This is a genomic window from Bradyrhizobium septentrionale, assembly GCF_011516645.4.
Lineage (GTDB): Bacteria > Pseudomonadota > Alphaproteobacteria > Rhizobiales > Xanthobacteraceae > Bradyrhizobium > Bradyrhizobium septentrionale.
The window spans coordinates 175,107-192,920 of the sequence record NZ_CP088284.1 but is presented as its reverse complement, the minus strand read 5'-3'; the positions used below and the strand labels follow the sequence as shown (position 1 = coordinate 192,920).

General features: G+C 59.1%; 12 protein-coding genes and 2 pseudogenes. 9 read left to right on the top strand and 5 right to left on the bottom strand.

The features are described from left to right. Positions 1–124: 124 nt before the first annotated feature. The 4 genes and pseudogenes from HAP48_RS00735 to HAP48_RS00720 all read left to right on the top strand — a co-directional run bounded on the left by HAP48_RS00735 (position 125) and on the right by HAP48_RS00720 (position 3,859). Positions 125–1,407 (top strand): annotated as a pseudogene (locus HAP48_RS00735) (IS256 family transposase). A 368-nt stretch (positions 1,408–1,775) separates the two neighbouring features. Continuing rightward, positions 1,776–2,624: a radical SAM protein gene (locus HAP48_RS00730; RefSeq protein WP_210293377.1), complete on the top strand. Its 849-nt coding sequence runs from the start codon at positions 1,776–1,778 to the stop codon at positions 2,622–2,624. A gap of 90 nt (positions 2,625–2,714) precedes the next feature. Further along, positions 2,715–3,440, top strand: coding sequence for a DUF262 domain-containing protein (locus HAP48_RS00725; RefSeq protein ID WP_166217336.1), 726 nt, complete (start codon positions 2,715–2,717; stop codon positions 3,438–3,440). Beyond that, positions 3,425–3,859: a hypothetical protein gene (locus HAP48_RS00720; protein WP_166217333.1), complete on the top strand. Its 435-nt coding sequence runs from the start codon at positions 3,425–3,427 to the stop codon at positions 3,857–3,859. The genes HAP48_RS00725 and HAP48_RS00720 overlap by 16 nt, the downstream gene beginning before the upstream one ends. 835 nt (positions 3,860–4,694) lie before the next feature. Here HAP48_RS00720 and HAP48_RS00715 read toward each other — a convergent pair. After that, positions 4,695–4,904: pseudogene (locus HAP48_RS00715) on the bottom strand (ATP-binding protein); the annotation flags it as partial. 508 nt (positions 4,905–5,412) lie between these two features. Here HAP48_RS00715 and HAP48_RS00710 point away from each other — a divergent pair. Then, complete coding sequence (locus HAP48_RS00710) at positions 5,413–6,090, top strand: recombinase family protein (protein ID WP_224497197.1); 678 nt, start codon at positions 5,413–5,415, stop codon at positions 6,088–6,090. Between the two features lie 889 nt (positions 6,091–6,979). Here HAP48_RS00710 and HAP48_RS00705 read toward each other — a convergent pair. Both HAP48_RS00705 and HAP48_RS00695 read right to left on the bottom strand, forming a co-directional pair. Continuing rightward, positions 6,980–7,282 carry a hypothetical protein gene (locus tag HAP48_RS00705; protein WP_166217327.1) on the bottom strand — a complete coding sequence of 101 codons (303 nt, stop codon included), beginning with the start codon at positions 7,280–7,282 and terminating at the stop codon, positions 6,980–6,982. 2,661 nt (positions 7,283–9,943) lie between these two features. Next, a protein-coding gene (locus tag HAP48_RS00695; RefSeq protein WP_166206328.1) for an IS3-like element ISRj2 family transposase occupies positions 9,944–11,073 on the bottom strand; the annotation gives its coding sequence in 2 pieces (ribosomal slippage) (positions 9,944–10,821 and positions 10,821–11,073; 1,131 coding nt in all). A 330-nt stretch (positions 11,074–11,403) separates the two neighbouring features. Between HAP48_RS00695 and HAP48_RS00690 the strand changes: the two genes are divergently transcribed. The 3 genes from HAP48_RS00690 to HAP48_RS00680 all read left to right on the top strand — a co-directional run bounded on the left by HAP48_RS00690 (position 11,404) and on the right by HAP48_RS00680 (position 13,768). Then, positions 11,404–11,952, top strand: a complete 549-nt coding sequence (locus tag HAP48_RS00690; protein WP_166217324.1) for a phasin family protein — start codon at positions 11,404–11,406, stop codon at positions 11,950–11,952. Positions 11,953–12,158: 206 nt separating this feature from the next. After that, complete coding sequence (locus HAP48_RS00685; protein WP_166217321.1) at positions 12,159–12,383, top strand: hypothetical protein; 225 nt, start codon at positions 12,159–12,161, stop codon at positions 12,381–12,383. A 1,172-nt stretch (positions 12,384–13,555) separates the two neighbouring features. Then, positions 13,556–13,768: a hypothetical protein gene (locus tag HAP48_RS00680; RefSeq protein ID WP_166217318.1), complete on the top strand. Its 213-nt coding sequence runs from the start codon at positions 13,556–13,558 to the stop codon at positions 13,766–13,768. A 931-nt stretch (positions 13,769–14,699) separates the two neighbouring features. Here the strand turns inward: HAP48_RS00680 and HAP48_RS00675 are convergent. After that, on the bottom strand, positions 14,700–15,017 hold the full coding sequence (locus tag HAP48_RS00675; protein ID WP_028338160.1) for a hypothetical protein: 318 nt from the start codon (positions 15,015–15,017) through the stop codon (positions 14,700–14,702). A 303-nt stretch (positions 15,018–15,320) separates the two neighbouring features. Beyond that, positions 15,321–15,671: a hypothetical protein gene (locus HAP48_RS00670; RefSeq protein ID WP_166217315.1), complete on the bottom strand. Its 351-nt coding sequence runs from the start codon at positions 15,669–15,671 to the stop codon at positions 15,321–15,323. Positions 15,672–15,674: 3 nt separating this feature from the next. Here HAP48_RS00670 and HAP48_RS00665 point away from each other — a divergent pair, with 3 nt between their 5' ends. After that, complete coding sequence (locus tag HAP48_RS00665) at positions 15,675–17,468, top strand: di-heme-cytochrome C peroxidase (protein ID WP_224497198.1); 1,794 nt, start codon at positions 15,675–15,677, stop codon at positions 17,466–17,468. Positions 17,469–17,814 lie beyond the last annotated feature (346 nt).

Below are 17,814 nucleotides of genomic sequence, written 5' to 3'. Positions count from 1 at the left end.
ACGTATCTTGCCGTCGGGCCGCGTAGGAGCTATCGCTGAAAGTTGGTGACGGCGGGAATCGGGAAGGCGGCATATCGTGGGGGTGCTTGACGCCTCCACTTCTCCACCGAAGGAGCGATATGCCGTGTCCAAAGATAACATCATCAAGTTGATTCAGCCAGGAAACGTCGACGATCAACTCACCGAAATCTTGCGCAATGGGGCGCGTGCTCTGTTGGCCCAGGCGGTCGAGGCCGAGGTCGCGGACTTTCTCGGCAAGCATGCCGATTTGAAGACTACGGACGGCCACCAGCGCTCGTGCGCCACGGTCACCTGCCGGAACGCGAGGTGATGGATGGTATCGGTCCGGTCGGCGTCCGCCAGCCGCGTGTACGCGATCGCGAGGCGGAGGCTACCGATCCCGACCGCATCCGGTTCTCTCCGTCGATCCTGCCGCCCTACATGCGCCGCTCGAAATCGATCGAGACGCTGCTGCCGATCCTTTACCTGAAGGGTATCTCCACCGGCGACTTCTCCGAGGCTCTGGCGGCGCTGCTCGGCAAGGATGCTGCCGGGTTGTCGGCATCCGCCATCGGCCGTCTGAAGGACGGTTGGCTTGACGAACACACCGCGTGGCAGAGGCGCGATCTGTCGGCGAAGCGCTACGTCTACATCTGGGCCGATGGCATCCATCTCCAAGCACGCCTCGAAGACGAAAAGCAGTGCATCCTGGTGCTGATCGGCGCGACGCCGGAAGGCCGCAAGGAACTGGTCGGCTTCACCGATGGCGCCCGCGAGAGCGCGCAGGACTGGCGCGATCTGCTGCTCGACCTGAAGCGGCGCGGGCTCGGCGTGCCGCCGCGGCTCACCATCGCCGACGGCGCGCTCGGGTTCTGGAAGGCCGCCGGCGAGGTCTGGCCGAAAACGCGCGAGCAGCGCTGCTGGGTACACAAGACCGCCAACGTGATCGCCAAGTTGCCGAAGAGCCAGCAGCCTAAAGCCAAACGCGCGTTGCAGGAGATCTGGATGGCCGAAACCAAGGCCGCCGCCGAGCTGGCGTTCGACGCCTTCATCGAGAGCTACACGCCCAAATACGAGAAGGCGGCCGACTGCCTGAGCAAGGATCGGGACACGCTACTGGCGTTCTACGACTTCCCGGCCGAACACTGGAAACACCTGCGGACCACCAATCCCATTGAAAGCACCTTCGCTACCGTGCGCCACCGCACGATCCGATCGAAGGGCTGCCTGTCCAACAGAACGGCGCTCGCGATGGTCTTCAAACTGCTTGAGGCCGCGCAGAAAAGCCGGCGTCGTCTCGATGGCCACAACCAGTTGCCAAAACTCGTTCTCGGTGTGACATTCAACGACGGGATCGAGGTCATCGCCAAACCGACTGACCGTCAGCCCATAACCGCCGCCGCCTGACCGGCCGCGCCGTCACCAAAATTTGGCGATAGCTCCGATTTCGTCGTCGCTGACGCAGTGCGCGCCTGAATGCTCGACCTGTGTGTATGAGCGCCACTGCGGCGCGGACCCCGTCTATCATCACGCAACGCAGGTGACGCCTTGGGAATCAAGCCTTTGTCGGCATTTTGCGTTCGGCAAAAAGGCATCATGGGCCTGCTGCTGGACATTCTGGAGAACTCTCCGGAAGATGCTGCCATCCTGCGACGATGGGCCGCCGTATGACTCTTCCTCTCTATGGCACAGCCTTGCAGAGCGCTGGATTTTCCCCGGACAAGGCCCGATCGGTCCTCAGGCTCCGGTCGGTCGACAGTGCCGCTGGACGTCACGTGGCTGATTTCGCGATCGCCAGAACGCCAGACGACATCCGGCGCGCGATGGAAGTCAATTGGCCGTCCATCCTTGTCGTATCCGACGGCTCAATCGATCTGCGCGGCACGTTCACAGGACAGCTCGTCGCCGTCCCCCCGAAATATAACTATCTTGCGGACGGCGATGTGATCGGCTTCGATCACGCGTCCAGGAAATTCCGCACGCTGTATCGCCGGAATTCGGCGCACAACTCGTTTCTGGTCACGGACCGGTGCAACAATTATTGCCTGATGTGTTCGCAATCGCCGAAAGATGTTGATGACCGGTGGATCCTCGGCGAAATCAAAGAAAGCCTGCCGCTCATCGATCCGTCGACCCGCGCGCTGACGTTTACCGGCGGAGAGACCCTATCGGATTGGGACGACTTCATCGCCGTCCTGAAGGAGTGCCGCGATCTGCTGCCGGCAACCGCCATCCAGGTGCTGACCAACGGCCGGGCGTTCGCCGACTCCCGGATCGTCGACGCCTGGAAAAAGATCTGCCACCCGAACCTGATGGCTGCCATTCCGGTCTACGCCTCGGTCGATCATGTCCATGATCACGTCGTGCAGGCCAAGGGTGCGTTCGATGAGACGATCCTGGGCATTCTGAAGCTCAAGGACCGGGGACAACGCGTCGAAATCCGCGTCGTCCTGCATGCATTGACCGCGCCGATCATCGAAGACACTGGTCGGTGGATTGCCCGCAATCTGCCGTTCGTCGACCACGTCGCATTGATGGGGCTCGAAAACACGGGCTTTGCCATTGCAAACGATGCCATGCTCTGGATGGATCCGGTGGACTATGGCGACGGACTCGCGAGCTAAACATCTTTGAGTTTAGCAAACCCTTCGTGCTACCGATTTTCCTCGGTGCAGCAGATTCGATGGTCTGACTGAAGTTAACTGGGAAACGTCATGAAGCCGGACAAACTTTCGATCTACGATCTGTTCCAGAAGGATCGCCGTTACGTCGTTCCGCTCTATCAGCGAGCCTATGTGTGGAACGAGGCCGAACAGTGGGAGCCGTTGTGGGACGATATCCAACGGCAGGCCGAAGCCTGTATGGCGAGCAAGACCGGCAGCCCCAAGCGTTCGCACTTTCTCGGCGCTGTCGTGCTCAACGTGCAGAAGATTGTCGGCAGCGCCGTCGCCCGGTCCGAAATCATCGACGGACAGCAACGTCTGACAACCCTTCAGATTTTCATTTGCGCGTTACGGGATTTCGCGACCTCGAATTCGTCCGTCCATTCGTCGAAGATCAATCGGTTGACGCTGAACGAGGACGAAAAGGCAGGGGCCGACAGTACCTTCAAGGTGTGGCCGACGAACGCCGACAGATCGACCTTCCGGCTCATACTTTCCGCAAAGACGCCCGAAGCTCTGCTGAAGGAGAGCGGCCTCACGGCGAAGTCCGAGCTTCCCCGAATGATCGGAGCCTACGTCTACTTCCATTCCCAGATCACGGCATTCGCGACGTCGGTCGACGATCCCGATAGCGTCGACCGTCATATCTTCGGCCTCTTTCAAGCGTTGCGAACAGGTCTCCAGCTCGTCGTCATCGAGTTAGAAGAGAACGACGATCCACAGGTGATCTTCGAAACCCTTAACGCCCGCGGGCAGCCTGGTTGCCTTCCGACCTGATCAGAAACACCGTTTTCCAACAGGCGGCGGCCGATCCAGAGCACGCCGCGAACGAGCATTACGCCGACGAGCTCTACGCGAAGTATTGGCACCACTTCGACAACGACCGCATCGAAAATGCGATAAAAGGCGAGACCCGATATTGGCACGTCGAAGAGCGGCAAGGACGGCTGAACAGGCCGCGCATTGATCTTTTCATCTTCCATTTTCTGACCATGAAGACTGGCAAAGAGCTGGCGATCGGTCAGATATTCCAAGAGTTCCGGGATTGGCGTGACGACTCAAACGAGGGGCTGGAAGCGTTTCTCAGCGAACTTAAGAGATACGCGTCGATCTTCCGTTCGCTGATCTCGCCGGTCGGCGAAGGCCGGGCCGCCACGTTTCGGTTGCACTGTTGCGTTGAGGTGCTTCATGGGTGATGTTGATTCTGAGAATAGCATAGATACCCGATGATACGGGTCCGCTGGCGCGCTTTCCTTAAAACCGATGTTTCTCCCGAGTAAATTGTTTTTGGCTATAGGACGCCTAATCGGGGGCTCGATCTCGGCAGGCTTCGACCCCGCAAAAGGGGCCCGCGATGCAGATAATCGGCTCCTCGAATTTTTGGATCATCCCAAGCCCGCTTGCCAGCTCAATCGTTGCACCGTCGTCCGTGATCGGTCGCTACGCGTGGCCCAAACGAACGAGACCGCTCATGGAGCGGCGTCCGATTAGCTACGGCGCCTGTAAGCCGATGCAACGTGCTCAGCGAGTAGACTTGCCTTAGATGCCAATCAATCCTGATAGGTGCTCCGATATCGGTTTTCGTGCTATTTGCGATGCTATCCACGAAAGCACGGGGGCCAGAAAAGCACGGGGGCCAGACATGGGACATGCAAAGGACCAGGGGAAACCGGCTATACGGAGTGCGCGTGGGTCTTTGCGTTAAGTGCCTTCGAATGGACGACATGGCCGTTTATGAGGCAGTCAGGCAGTCGCCCACGAGATCCGGCGCGACGAGCGCCCATTCATCAAAGGGATAGGAAATCGACATCCCGCAAGCCTAGTTAATCAGTTCCCAACAGCCTCGAGGAGGACCAACAAGTGAGGATTGTAATCGCTAACGCGCTTGCCATCGTTCCACCTCCACCGAGCCGCTCATGCCAGGCTGTGTCGCGCGCTAGCCGAGGGACAGCTAGGTAGGGGCCTCAGGCTGTCAAACGCCATCCGGAACTGCCCCCTTTGCGTCATGAAGAACTGCCCCCACCATCGGGATTATGATCTCGGTTGAAGGTTGTTTCCGCCGGTGACGGGCCGGAGGGAGGCGGAGCCGACCGGAGGGCCGTCACCGGCGGTCGGCGTTTTGATGAGGCCGCTCTTGCGCTTGGCTCGGAGCCGGTAGCTGTCGCCGCGGATCGTCAGCACGTGGCTGTGGTGCAAGAGCCGGTCGAGGATCGCGGTGGCGACCACGGGATCACCGAACACGTCGAAGTACCCCTATTCTCGAGCGGGTCGTGTCTCACGTTACGATCACTGACCCGCATCATTTTCTTTTTGGGCACCGGGTTGAGGTGCTGAAGGAGCGGTCGGGGCGCGGTCCCGCCTATGTCGTTGTCGCGCTGCCGGACGGCCGGCCGCGGGCGGTTCGCATCGCGTCGACCGATCTTGCCGAGACAATAACTTCTGGTCCGAACGCCGCCGATCTGCCGCGCATCAGCGCACGTACGCTGATCCCATTGATGCAACATTTGAGCGCGAGTCTGAGCCTTCTCGACGAGAAGGTGATTCGCGATGACCCACCGACCGCTCCCAGGTCGCGTTGCGTATCGACCCCTGCCAACGTTGGCAAATCCATCCGGCCGTCCGATGGCCGACATTCCGCGCCTCTGGCCGAATCTGTCGACCGCGACGCAAACCCAGATTGCTCAAACGATCGCCGCGCTGATGCGGCGAATGCAAGCGATCCCCGGCACGCCCGGAAGGGGACTGGGTCGTGCTGATCAGCTCGACCGTCGCTGACGAGCGGCTCACGACGGCTCACCGAGCCAAGTTGGCCTATGTCTACGTGCGGCAGTCATCCGTGAACCAGGTGCGCCAGCATCAGGAGAGCACCGAGCTGCAGTACCGCCTTGTCGATCGCGCCATCGGTCTGGGCTGGCCGCCCGAGCGCGTCCAGGTGATTGACGAGGATCTGGGCAAATCCGGTGCTGGCGGCGTGGACCGTCATGGTTTCCAGAAGCTCATTGCCGAGATCGGCCTTGGCAACGCCGGTCTCGTGGTGAGTCTCGACGCTTCGCGCTTGGCCCGCAATAACCGGGACTGGCATCAGCTTCTCGAACTGTGCTCGGTATTTGGCGTGCTGATTGCGGATGGCGAGCGGCTTTACGATCCGCGCGCCTATCACGACCGCCTGCTGTTGGGCCTGTCCGGCATCATGAGCGAGGCGGAGCTGCATCAGCTTCGGATGCGCCTTCACCAAGGGGAACGGCAGAAGGCGGCGCGGGGCGAACTGCGGCTGCCGCTGCCGGCCGGGCTCGCCTACGATCGAGCGGGCACAATTGTTCTCAATCCGGATGAGGAGGTGCGCGCCCGTCTTCATCTCGTGTTTGCTAAATTCCGGGAACTGCAAAGTGCGCGCCGTGTGATGCGCTACTTGGAGCTTGATGCATAGGCACGGCATCCGAGCCATCATGGCGCCCCCACGCCGGGTTTGCATCACCGCACGGTGCATTCACCTGCCGCGGGGCCGTCCATTGTCGCGACCGATGAGGATCGCCGTGATCATCTCGCCCGAAAGTGCGCGCGGAACGGGTTCCGGATCGAGCCAGCGAACGAGCTTTTCGAGAGTCTCGACGGTTGATTTCGCTGGAACGCGTTGGCCGAATTCCGCCCTTTTTCCGAGAAGTATCGCCGGGCCGCGGATCGCTTTCGGGCCTCCAATCGAAAAGCCAGCCTCGGATTGTCGACCGTCGGCAGCAAGGACCACGTCAGCATTCGGGAGCTTTGCGACCACGCCGCGGGTCGCACCGCAAAAGCGCCCGAGCGCGTCGTGGGTTACGTCCTCGACTGCAATGCGCTTCTTCGCAGGATCGATAGTGACTATTTTCACTAACAGCTACCATTTTTTACTCTCTCAACCATCGATCGACTTCTGGCAGGCGTCAACGCAATTGCACATCCCCTCGCTCCGCGGGTGTGGAAATCCTGACTGCCAAAAATGCGGTCCCCCTGTGGCGCCATTTATCAACCGAGGATATCTGTGCTCGCTTAACTCTTTCGTGGGGTGTCGTTCTTTCTATCTTGTTAATGCAACGAATGCGGGCGCGTTTGCCACTCGAGTTTCTCCTGGAGGATATGCAACGCTACAAGCCAGCTCAGACAACGGCAGTGAATTAGGTGCCCCCCGATCCTGGTAGGCGCCTTGCAGTCCTTCTCTTCGATACAACTCGACGGTCCCGTCGACTACACACCACCTAAAGCTCGGGGGACAGAGGTGGTCGGGAGCCAAGTTGTGGAACCATCCGATCACTATAACACGATCAGGAGGAACGGTCGTGGCGTCATGAACTCTTCAAGTTCGCGCGACTCTCAACCGCCTTGCTGATCAGAATGGCCGCCTTCCCCGCCATTCTGGCAAAGGGCGCTTTTGGAATCTGCCGCGGAATCACTTTGTGGCTGCTTGCGAGCAATCTGCCGACCGCTAATATACTAGGTCCCTTCAATGACGGATCGATTGTGAATGCTTCGTTGACGTGCGACTCGGTACCGGCGCTGCAACCCATACAGGCTTTCGCGATGCCCATCATCTCGTGAGCATCAGCCAGATTGTGATCCAGGGCCAAGGCTCGCTTGCACTCAGCCACGCCTTGGGTCACCCGCTTCGTAATAAGCGCGCTCGATTGCACAGCCGGTGAGTGTCTCGGTGCGGTCAACAACGTCCCGCAATATGTGACAGTCGAGGGCGCGGGCAAGCCGAGGGTTGGGTGCGAGAGTGAGCAACGCGTCTTCCGACCCAGCATGCTGGCAGTAGAGTTGCCGACGCCATATTGGCTTTTTCCGGTCCCGGTCGTTGCAGGCCGCTGCGGGATGACTGCCGATTGTGCTCGCGAGAAGGTATACTCTGACGATTCGTTCAACCCAGTCGGAGAATGCCAGATGGCCAAAAAGCCACCGTCTACCTCGCCCTTCAAGACCGTACACCCAATCACTTCATCGAAGATCAAGCGCCTTGCAGGCGTTGCGACGGCCACGCCGAGCAAGCTATCGAACAAGCAAACCCAGGAACTCGGAGCATCCGTGCTGCGACACATTGAGCCGAGAGGCGGTAAGGTGAAGTAACAGTATAAGCCCTTTTTCATTTGAGCATTAGCTGGGCCGCGCGGGCCATGTCCGCTCGGTCTACCGCTTTCGGTAGGTTGCAACCCTCGGCGGGGGTGTGCAACCTGCCGGGACTTTGATCCCCGCGGAGAGGCGTACGCCCATGAAGCGAATGTCGGCCCGTGAAGCGATCATCGCTGTCTCCCTCTTGGTCGTCTTCGCGCTTGCGATTTGGTTTGGCGCTATGCCGTGAAGGCCGAGCACGCGGCGATCGGCCTCGATGGCCACACTTCGACCGTCAACGAAAAATAGCCGGCAGGCTCGGATGTATGGTTTGCCGGGTGTCTGAGTCGGCCGCTGTGCCTGCCACTCAGGCGGCTTCACACTCTTGCGGGAGCGGGCGCTCCACCGCGACCGGATCACGGTCGATAATCGTCAAATAGGCGCGCTCGGTCTGATCAGGAGCATATTGCCCTTGCTGCCGATCTCGCAGGATCGGCCAGCTTTACAGAGAAGCGCAGGGCAAATCCCTCCTGCGTCAGTCCGACCTTCTTCCGAATCCTGGCGCATCTGCAGGACATGGTCCCTGCCTACATGTCCGGGCGCGAAGATCTTGCCGAGATCGCCGAGTACATCGCGAAGAAGCGGGAAACGGTGAACGAGACAGAATCCTGCGCAGCGCGTAGGGCGCTTGCCAGCGCGCTACTTTTGGTCGCAATTTTTGCGTCAAGGTTGTGCGGGATTAGAGTCCGATATAATTGCGTCAGAGAGCCTGGGAATGCGTTCCCCGACAAAGTGTCGCCGCGTGGCATTGGAGGTTAGCTATGAAACCACGCGCCGCTGGGGACGGAATTTCGGCAACGTGCTCTCTGACCGCGTCCGCCAGCGCGCTCTCGATCGCGGGCGGACAACATTGGCTCTGGTGCGCTGTCAATCACAATGGCTTCGTTCTCGACGTCTTAATTCACCCGATACTTCTTCTCGATATAAGCTCAAGCACATCTCAATCTGGAAAGTGTGACGAACTGCGCCAAAGCATCCGCCCGCTCAGCGCTCAGCACCGCCGTCGAATCGACCTTGTCTTTTCGACCGCAGCAACTGATTAGGGAGCTTTGGCCTCCACAAAGACCACTATTGCTATTTCTTGACGAGCAAAGGGTGTGCCAACGAAGATTGCGCAGTGAATGCTCAATGGCGATAGAAAAGGTGTGCCTCGCTGGTGCGGGCTTCGATCGCGTCGGCCTTGCGGCAACGGCGCCGACTGAAACAGTGTCGATGACGGCGCCAAAGGGATTTCATCCATGTCTGAGCTGCAGCGAAAGAGTCGCTTGCACGGGTCGATGATTGCGGAGAGGATAAGGTCAACATGACGCCGCCGCGGCCAGGCCTGAGTGCAAGGACCACAACCTGAGTAAGTCGCAAAGCAGACAAAGCCAACACAAACACGGTACGAACTGTCGACTATTGCCTGGCACGAAGAATGCTGACCCTCGACGTGCCGAGGGCACCCTCCCTCAGGCATGGCTACCATCGCAAGTTGAGGCCGTGGCTGGCCAGTGAGGTTAGCGGCGCGTGACATAAGCCAAGGACGGCGTCTGCTCGGCCGATACCGACGGGCGTCTTGTCACGTCGCTGCTAACTTTCAATGCTGCGTAACAGCGTGTTTGTGATCCGCGTAGGATTAGTGCCTCACAGAGAGAACAGATGGATCCGGGCGGCAGGTGAAAATGGCAAGAAAACGCGTGCTGTGGTTCTGTCTCGGCCTCTTGCTGGTCTGTGTGGCTGACTCGGCCCTCAGAAGCAACGGTGTTCGCGCCAACGACAATCCCCTCATCCATAAAGTCAAATCGATCTGGCGAGCGCAGCACGGACAGACCGTCGAACGCATTATCTCGAAGCTCTCGAAAGTAGCGCACTTGGTCCCCCAAACCTGGGGCATTGCTGGAGGAGGATGCTTGACACCTTGCTGGCTCGAAAAAGCAGGTGGATCGAAGTCGGGAGGTCTTGGAGAGAATTGGCCGATGCCAACCTTACTCCCAGTGCTCTCAGGGATAGGAACTTAGAGCTGGCGCCGGTTGTTTGGACAGCGCCCCGCGGGATTTAAGTGGATTCCTGCCGGGTTATGCTGAACGCGGGGCCTTACGATTTTGTCGTTGCGTCGGGAGGGCGTAGCCCGACCAGAGCGACGACAAAATCGTCGGCGACGGTCATGCGGCGATCACCATAGCTTGCGTGCCGAAGTAAGCCTCGTCGGGCGTGCGCCCGTCAAGGCTCGAGTGAGGGCGTCCCTGATTGTAGAAGGCCAGATACTTGGCAATTGACGCTCGCGCCTCGGACACGCTGTCGTAGGCGCGGAGATAAACTTCTTCGTATTTGACCGTGCGCCAGAGCCGCTCGACAAACACGTTGTCGCGCCAGGCGCCCTTGCCGTCCATGCTGATGGCGATCTTCGCGTCCAGCAGCACATCGGTGAACTCGAGGCTGGTGAACTGGCTGCCCTGGTCCGTGTTGAAAATCTCGGGCCTGCCGTGCTTCGCCAACGCCTCCTGGACCGCTTCGACGCAGAAGGCCGCCTCCATTGTGATCGAGACGCGATGGGCCAGGACCCGTCGGCTGAACACATCGACGACCGCCGCGAGATAGACGAAGCCACGCCGCATCGGAATGTAGGTGATGTCCATTGCCCACGCCTGGTCGGGCCGCTCGATCTTCAATCCGCGCAACAGGTACGGGTAGATCTTGTGACCCGGTGCCGGCTTACTCGTGTTCGGGCGACGATAGACCGCCTCGATCCCCATGCGCTTCATCAGCGTCGCGATGTGGCGGCGACCGGCGTATACGCCCTCCCGCCGCAGCAACGATCGCTGCATACGCGCTCCCGCGAAGGGATAATCGAGATGCAGCTCATCGAGCCGACGCATCAAGGCAAGGTCCTCGGCCGAAACTGGCCGAGGTTCATAGTAGACCGTGCTGCGAGCCAGCTTCAGGACCTTCGCCTGGCGCACGATAGAAAGATCATGACCGCGGTCGATCATCGCTTTGCGCTCAGCAGGCCCGCCTTGGTGAGCGCGCCGGACAAAAAATCGTTTTCCAACGCCAGCTCGCCGATCTTGGCATGTAACGCCTTCAAATCGACCGGCGTCTCGGCCGACGCCTTGTCATGCCCAAACACGCCGGCGGCGCCTTCCAGGAGCTGGTTTTTCCAGATCGTGATCTGGTTCGGATGAACATCAAACAGTTGCGCCAGCTCCGCCAGCGTCTTGTCGCCTTTGACCGCAGCCAAAGCAACCTTCGCCTTGAATGCCGGAGAATGCATCCGGCGGCTCTTCTTCGTCATCTTCGCTCCTGATTCGCGGCAAGAATCCTCGCCGCTGTCAGGCAGAAAATCCACTCAAGCTACTGTCCGAATTTGCGGAGCCAGCTCTCTTCTCGCAGATCGCAGTGGGAGCAAACCCCGGTTGATAATTGCTGTGGGACGACCGAGCGATTTCGGCAATGCGCGGGCGAGGGAGCGAGATGTCCAATGAGGACAGGCGTACTATGACGCGCCGCTTTCGGAGCCGGCCGAGCGGCAGCGTAGAAGAGGTCCGCTAAAATGTAGCAAATCGCCGCACAAGGAGCCGATCGGAATCATGATGCCAGCGTGAGCATGGCGGAGGTTTGCAACTTGATTGATATCAAACCACGGAGTGATTTAGCAATGAGTCCAGACCAGAGCGAGACACCACGAAAATCCGGCAAGGGCAACCCGAACGCGGATCGGCAGAGCGACGAAACTGCACAGCAGAGGCGGAAATCGGGTCAACAAGAGGGCCCGCCGCCAGATCAATTGCAGCACACGCCGAAGGAGATCGGCGCGCAGTTCGCGTCAACTGACACCTCTTCGACTGACACCTCTTCGAACGGCCGGATCGTATCAGCGGAAACAACGCCGGTCAGCTATCAAGAAATCGCAAAAACCTATGCTGACTATGTCAAAAAATCCTTCGAACACACCAAGTCGTTTTTCGAGAAGTTGGCGGGCGCGCGATCGTTTTACGAAGCTCTTGAGCTTCAAACCGATTTCCTGAAACAGACTCATGAAACTCTCATTGCTGGCTCTCAGAAGATCCATAGGCTCCACGGGGAATTGGCCAAGCAGACGATAATGCGTTTGCAGGGGTTAGGGCCCAAGACAAACCTGCCACGCTCTACAGACGTGCGACCGGGACAGTAATCCTGCGAAACAGCGAGTAACGCAAATCGCGGTTCCGACGATCGTGGCCGGCTTGCGCTGGAAGTCGTACCTTCGCGGCGGATGATCCTGGAAGGACCGGGAGTTTCCGCCAAGCTCAGCGCGCCTCTGCGTTCCGGAGGAAGGCGGCGTTGGAGAGGTGTCATTCGCTTTGCGGCCGCAAGCAGCCTCCTGTCATCGAGAAACCGATGGAAACCCGTTTCGAGCTGGACGACGTCGTGCGTCAATTGCGCGAACGAGCCAATGAGGTCTCTGCTCAGTTACTATTCGACATTCGCTACGTGCTGCAGATAAAGCCGCGGTTTGGTCCTAAAGTCGAGGATTACCTCAAAGTCAGAGGCAGTCCGGCATCCAAATGCTGCAGATATCCAGGGTTCGCTTTGGAATTCGCCAAAGTTGCTGAAGCCCGCTAGGGCGGCGTTGTCGTCCGGGCCATGCACCTATGCAAGCCAGTAGTTGTTGGGACTCGGATTGCCGTGTCCGGCTGTCGAACGCAGCGGGCCGAATTGTGCAGGTTGATCGTGTCCCCGGAGTGCACGCTCCGTCCTCGCGTCTGGAGCTGTGTAGTGCGCGGCGACCTACCGTACCTAGGCTGCGTGATTTTCATGGGCCTGGTCTCCATCGGCATCATAGTAGTCGCAATACTTATGCAATGAGGTGAAGACAACGCCTACTTCGCGTTCCCGGAGCGCAGCAAGATGGACGGTTGGTTAGTGACTGCTGCTGTCTTCAAGGAAGATGGCGACGACGAAGAATTCAGACACGTAGTATACGCGGTTGCCGTCGCTGACCCGGCGGAAGCGGTGAGGATGACGATAGCCGACTGCGGCGCAAGGGCCGGAATGCTTAACTGTCCGCTTCACAACGAGCAGTTACAAAAGCTCGGTTTGGAGCCCGGCGAACTGATCGCGATACACGATGGCAATCATCCAATCCCCGCGCCCTCTCGGCGTCATTAGCCACGTCTGGTTTCGTTCAAACGGCGTCGGGTTGACTGCGTGCATGTCTGAACGTCGCACGAGAAGTGCACCGGGATTGCGCCGTTTACTCTCCGGCCGTCTGGCACGCGCGTTGCTGAGCAGTCTATGGCTTGGCCGCTTATTGATTGACCCTCGTGAGGGCCAGGTCTGTTTGAGGTGCGACGGCGTGCGGGCGGTCGTCAGCAGTCGCCCGCACGCTTTTCCGTCGCGTCGGCCTCACTGTGCTCTGTCGATACCGCGCCGTTTGGCTCTACTTCTGCACGGTGCCGTGGCATGCGAGTTGTTGAGAGGCTTATCGGCTTGGCTGTTTATCTTCACGCAACACGGACCAAGCTTGACGTAGCAAACTCCGCGCGGGCGGTCTCCAACTGCCCGCGCGTTCTTTCGGAGTCGCAGGCCGCGCGGCCGGCCACAGGGGGGCTGCGGGGATTGTTCCGTGACCCGTGATGAGGCTTTAAAGAACGCGATAGAGGCGCTGAAGGGATGGTCCGAAGGAAAGGCCGATACGAGCGTCGTACTTGCCGCGATTGCGGAGCTTATGGCGACCAGGCCGCCACCAAGGCCGCCTTCAAAACCGGAGCTTTCTTCATAAGGAATGTGTTGCAATGGACAGGCTGGAATTTATACCGGCTTTCGAGGCAGCTATTCGCTCCGCCGACCCTGAGAAGCTGGCCGCACTTCGGGCGATCGTCCGCCAGCAAGGAGGCCCGGACGAGTTCGCGAAGACGAGCACAGAGCTTGTACGCAAACATCCGCTTACACTCTTTAGGTCGATCAAGATCATCTGCGACGCGGCGCATCAGGAGCCTCGCTCATGAGAGGGCAAGCCGATGAACGGTAAGCTCGACAATCGCGCTTTGTTCGTTGATGACTTGGTCAGGGTGGCTGCGAGCGATGACAGATAGCAATGACAACATCATCCCGGACGTCGGACCGCCTTCCATCGACCTGACCGGAATTACATGACAGCGGTTCAATTGGCCGCGCACTTCAAGATTACACCTGCAACGATCGTCCGTTGGGCGGAACGGCCCAACTTCCATGCGCGAGCACTTCCGCCGGAGAGGCAGCTTGGCTTGTGACAGACGTGCAAGAATGGAACCGCCAGCGTAAACGCGCGCATACCGCGCCGCGCTGCGAGCCCAAGAGAAGGCGGTCGAGACGGCCGTGGCGAGAGCTCGTCACCGCCAGCGCTTAATCGCCGCGTTTGCTCGCACATGTCCGCCGCAGGTCGGGCGATCGGCTGTTCCGCTGTCGGGCGCGCCTCTTTCGCGCAAGATGATCGTCCAAGCGGATGGTTCCCTTGCGCCTGCGCCCAGTGAGCAGCATGACCGGCGCACGATGCCCAAAAATAGCCGCTGATCGTACCAGATCGGCGACCACAGAGAGGGCGCACGCAGTTAATCGCATGCGCTACAGTCGATCCACAGCCCAACGCCGCCCGCTTGAAATACATGCGGACGGCGTTGGCTCTAGCCCAGGAGGGTGTATGCAAAATCCTGACTTGGACAAAGTATGGATGAGGGGGCGCGCCTTCGCCATCCGTATGACTCCGGTACTCCCCAATGAGTAGGGGAGCTGTGCCGCGAGGTCTAGGGTCGCGGGCGACTAAGTTACTCCGGCCTCAGCCTATGCCGGGGCGACCCGGACAATGGTAACCGAGTCGAGTGCGGTAATTGATGGAGCCGGCGCGGAGATCGCCCCGCATGTCGTTGGTGGCGTGAAGCTCCATGGCTAAGCGTTCGGCGTTTAGGACTTTAGGCGCCGATTCAGCGCTTCAGCCAAGCGTCGTTCGAAATCGGCCTTACGCTCCGCAATGGGGCGATCGAAAAAGTTGTCACGGACAACAATTCCGCGAGCCTCGTCTGCGTCGATATGATCGATGTTGCAGTCCTTGAACGTGCAGCCGGTGAAGGCGAGTTGTTCGGCGCTGCTATCAAGCACGATGGTGCATTTCACGAAGGTGCAGCCATCAAAGCGGGCAAAATGAACCTGGCCGCGGAAATCAAATATCTCGGCGTGAAAGGTATCATTCCAGAATACGCGTTCTTCGTGGATATCGGTCACTGTTTCGCCTTTTAGCCCTCCGTGCCGCTGAGTTGCCTTCCGTCGCGCCCTTCGACACGCACCGTCAAATACCTTGAACCGACCGCGAAGCTGTGGGCCAGCTTGACGCTCCCGAACTCCTCGGCGAAGCGTGAGGTTCGCGACCGCTTCAAACTCTTCGGCAGCGAGATTGCGGCCGCGATTCCTGTTCAATTCGCTGAGCAAGTCTTTACGGTCACGCCTCATGTTTCTTTGGCCCGTCAGTCATTGCTCGCGCGCTTCACCGGCCTAGTTTGCACGTCGTTCTCACCGGAAGATTGTCGATCAGTGAGCGGCGCCTTGAAGAGCGTTTTGGTCGATCCTGCGCCATTCCAGATCGACATCGGGAAGATCTCTCGGAACCAATGTGGCAGTGAGGCTCCGCAATTGCGATGCCGCACGCCTGTATGCCTCCGACAAATCCAGGGCGACGCGATGATCGTTTTCCGAATGCAGTTGCTTCCCCCAAGACTTGGTAGGTTGAGGTTTGTTGGATAGCGCCCTTTGATAACCAATGATCCGATGGCCTGCAGGCCGAACCTGCAGGCCGAAAGGCAAGCCCAGGTTTGCCGGAAAAGGCGCGGATTCCGGCGAAAGTTGCCTCGGGCTGTTGCGACAATGGAAGCGGTAGGACACACGATGCTCCGCACTCTCTTTCTGATCGCCTTAACGTTTGTCGTCACGACAAAATCGGATGCTCAAGGCACCGACGCCAATCCCATCTATCTTGACCAGGGTGTGGATTGGACCGCGGCAGCGAGAGCTGACTTCTATTCGCGCGATCAGGGCTCGCGTTTGATTACGTTGTCTTGGATGCAGGCGCTGAAGCAAAGGAACGGACAGCCATTCCTCGCGGATGGTTTGTCACGGTACGGCTATCTACCGAATCCTGCAAACACGGCCAATCTTCCCGTCGGCTTTCACGCTTCTGGCCCTCAAGACTTCCAGGTCGTCGGAATGACCTGCTCAGCCTGTCACACGCGCCAGATCGAAGCTGATGGCAAGATGTATCGGGTGGATGGCGGTCCGGCGTTTGTAGACTTCTACGCATTGCTTGGCGATCTGGACAAGGCTGTGGGCGACGTGATTGCCAGTGACAGCTCGTTCGCTCCGTTTGCTGCAGCTGTCCTGCGGTCCACAACGCCGGACGCGGCCGACGTTGCGGATCTTCGTCGGCAGGTCGAGGGGTGGTACTTGCGGTTTCACACGCTTATTGTGCGCGCGCTGCCCAAGACCGGCTGGGGAGTTGGCCGTCTGGACGCTGTGGGGATGATTTTCAACCGCATATCCGGACTGGACATAGGCCCGCCGCCCGACTTCATGATCCCGGGAAACATGAAAACCGCGGACGCTCCCGTGAGATACCCATTCCTCTGGAATTCGCCGCGGCAAGATAAGACGCAATGGCCTGGATTCGCAAAAAATGGAAATGACATCTTGGGGCTGGCTCGGAACGTTGGCGAGGTTCTGGGAGTATTCGCTACGTTCGAGCCGAAGCGCCAGGGCGCGATCATCAATTTCCTTGACAATAATTCCACCAATTTCGACGGCCTGAGCCAGCTTGAAAACCTGGTGAAGCGGATCGGCCCTCCGAAATGGCCCTGGACGATTGACGCTGCTTTAGCCGCGCGCGGCAAAGCGATTTTTGAAAGGGATTCCGCTGAAGCGGGATGTAGCGGTTGCCACGGGATAGAAGACGGAGAGCAACGCTTTCCATTTGTCAAAACATGGCGAACTCCGGTCCAGAACGTTGGTACCGATACACGAGAATACGACATCCTCGCCTGGAAAGCGAATACGGGCGTGCTGAAGGGAGCGTACATTCCCTTCGCGACCGCCCCCCTAAAGGAGAACGATGAGATTCTTAACATTCTTGCGACCTCGGTCATTGGTTCGATCGCGGAACACCTGTTGGCCGGCGGCGCCCCTTCAACCAATGCCCGGGTGGCAGCGGCGCCAGATCCGGGATCGTCGGACACACCGGAGTCTCTGGGGCTGGTGCGGCTACCGCCAACGCTGCAGGATCTGCTAACGGCTTTCGATACTGTCAGCACCTCGGAAGCAATCAAGAAGGCCAGGCGGCAGGGAGCAGAACGAGCGTCTCACGCTCAGCTCCCTCCGTGGGGCTCCTACGAGGCCCGTGTTCTGCAGGGTATTTGGGCCGCCGCACCTTATCTCCATAACGGCTCGGTCCCGACGCTGGCGGAATTGCTCAAGCCATCAGGGCAGCGCAGATCGCAGTTTAGCGTCGGACGGAAATACGACATTGAAAACGTTGGTCTTGCTGCTACCCAGGAGCCGCTGAGCGACACTCTATCCGTGACGGACTGCAGCAATATCAACTCTGGAAATAGCCGATGCGGCCACGAGTACGGGACAAGTTTGAGCGATCAGGACAAAAAGGCGTTGCTTGAATACCTCAAGACACTGTGACCCGCTTAGGCGCCCCTCTTTGACCGGCTTCCAGCCTGCTGCCGGTTCCAGTATCGTTTGCGCAAAAGACCCTCATTCACCGAGTTCTCGCTGCCGGCGCGAGCATTGGAGTGGACATCTGATCCAGCGCAGCTGCTCAAGGTCGCACAAGTGATGGCCCACCAACGTTTGCCCCTCTGCCGTACGCGTCGCTTGTGTGTAAGAAAAGAGGTTCCACATGCTCCCAAGCTCAACAGTGCATCACAAAGAATGCGTTCGCTGTGGTTCTGGATTAGTGACCCTTGAGTGGCACGAGCTCGTCAACGCGAATGAAGCTCAAGATCTTTGGCGCTGCTGGAACTGCAAA

Excerpts from the sequence above, each read along its gene's own strand:
- HAP48_RS00665 (WP_224497198.1), top strand. The coding sequence starts at position 15,675 with ATGCTCCGCACTCTCTTTCTGATCGCCTTAACGTTTGTCGTCACGACA.
- HAP48_RS00680 (WP_166217318.1), top strand. The coding sequence starts at position 13,556 with ATGGACAGGCTGGAATTTATACCGGCTTTCGAGGCAGCTATTCGCTCC.
- HAP48_RS00725 (WP_166217336.1), top strand. The coding sequence starts at position 2,715 with ATGAAGCCGGACAAACTTTCGATCTACGATCTGTTCCAGAAGGATCGC.
- HAP48_RS00685 (WP_166217321.1), top strand. The coding sequence starts at position 12,159 with ATGGAAACCCGTTTCGAGCTGGACGACGTCGTGCGTCAATTGCGCGAA.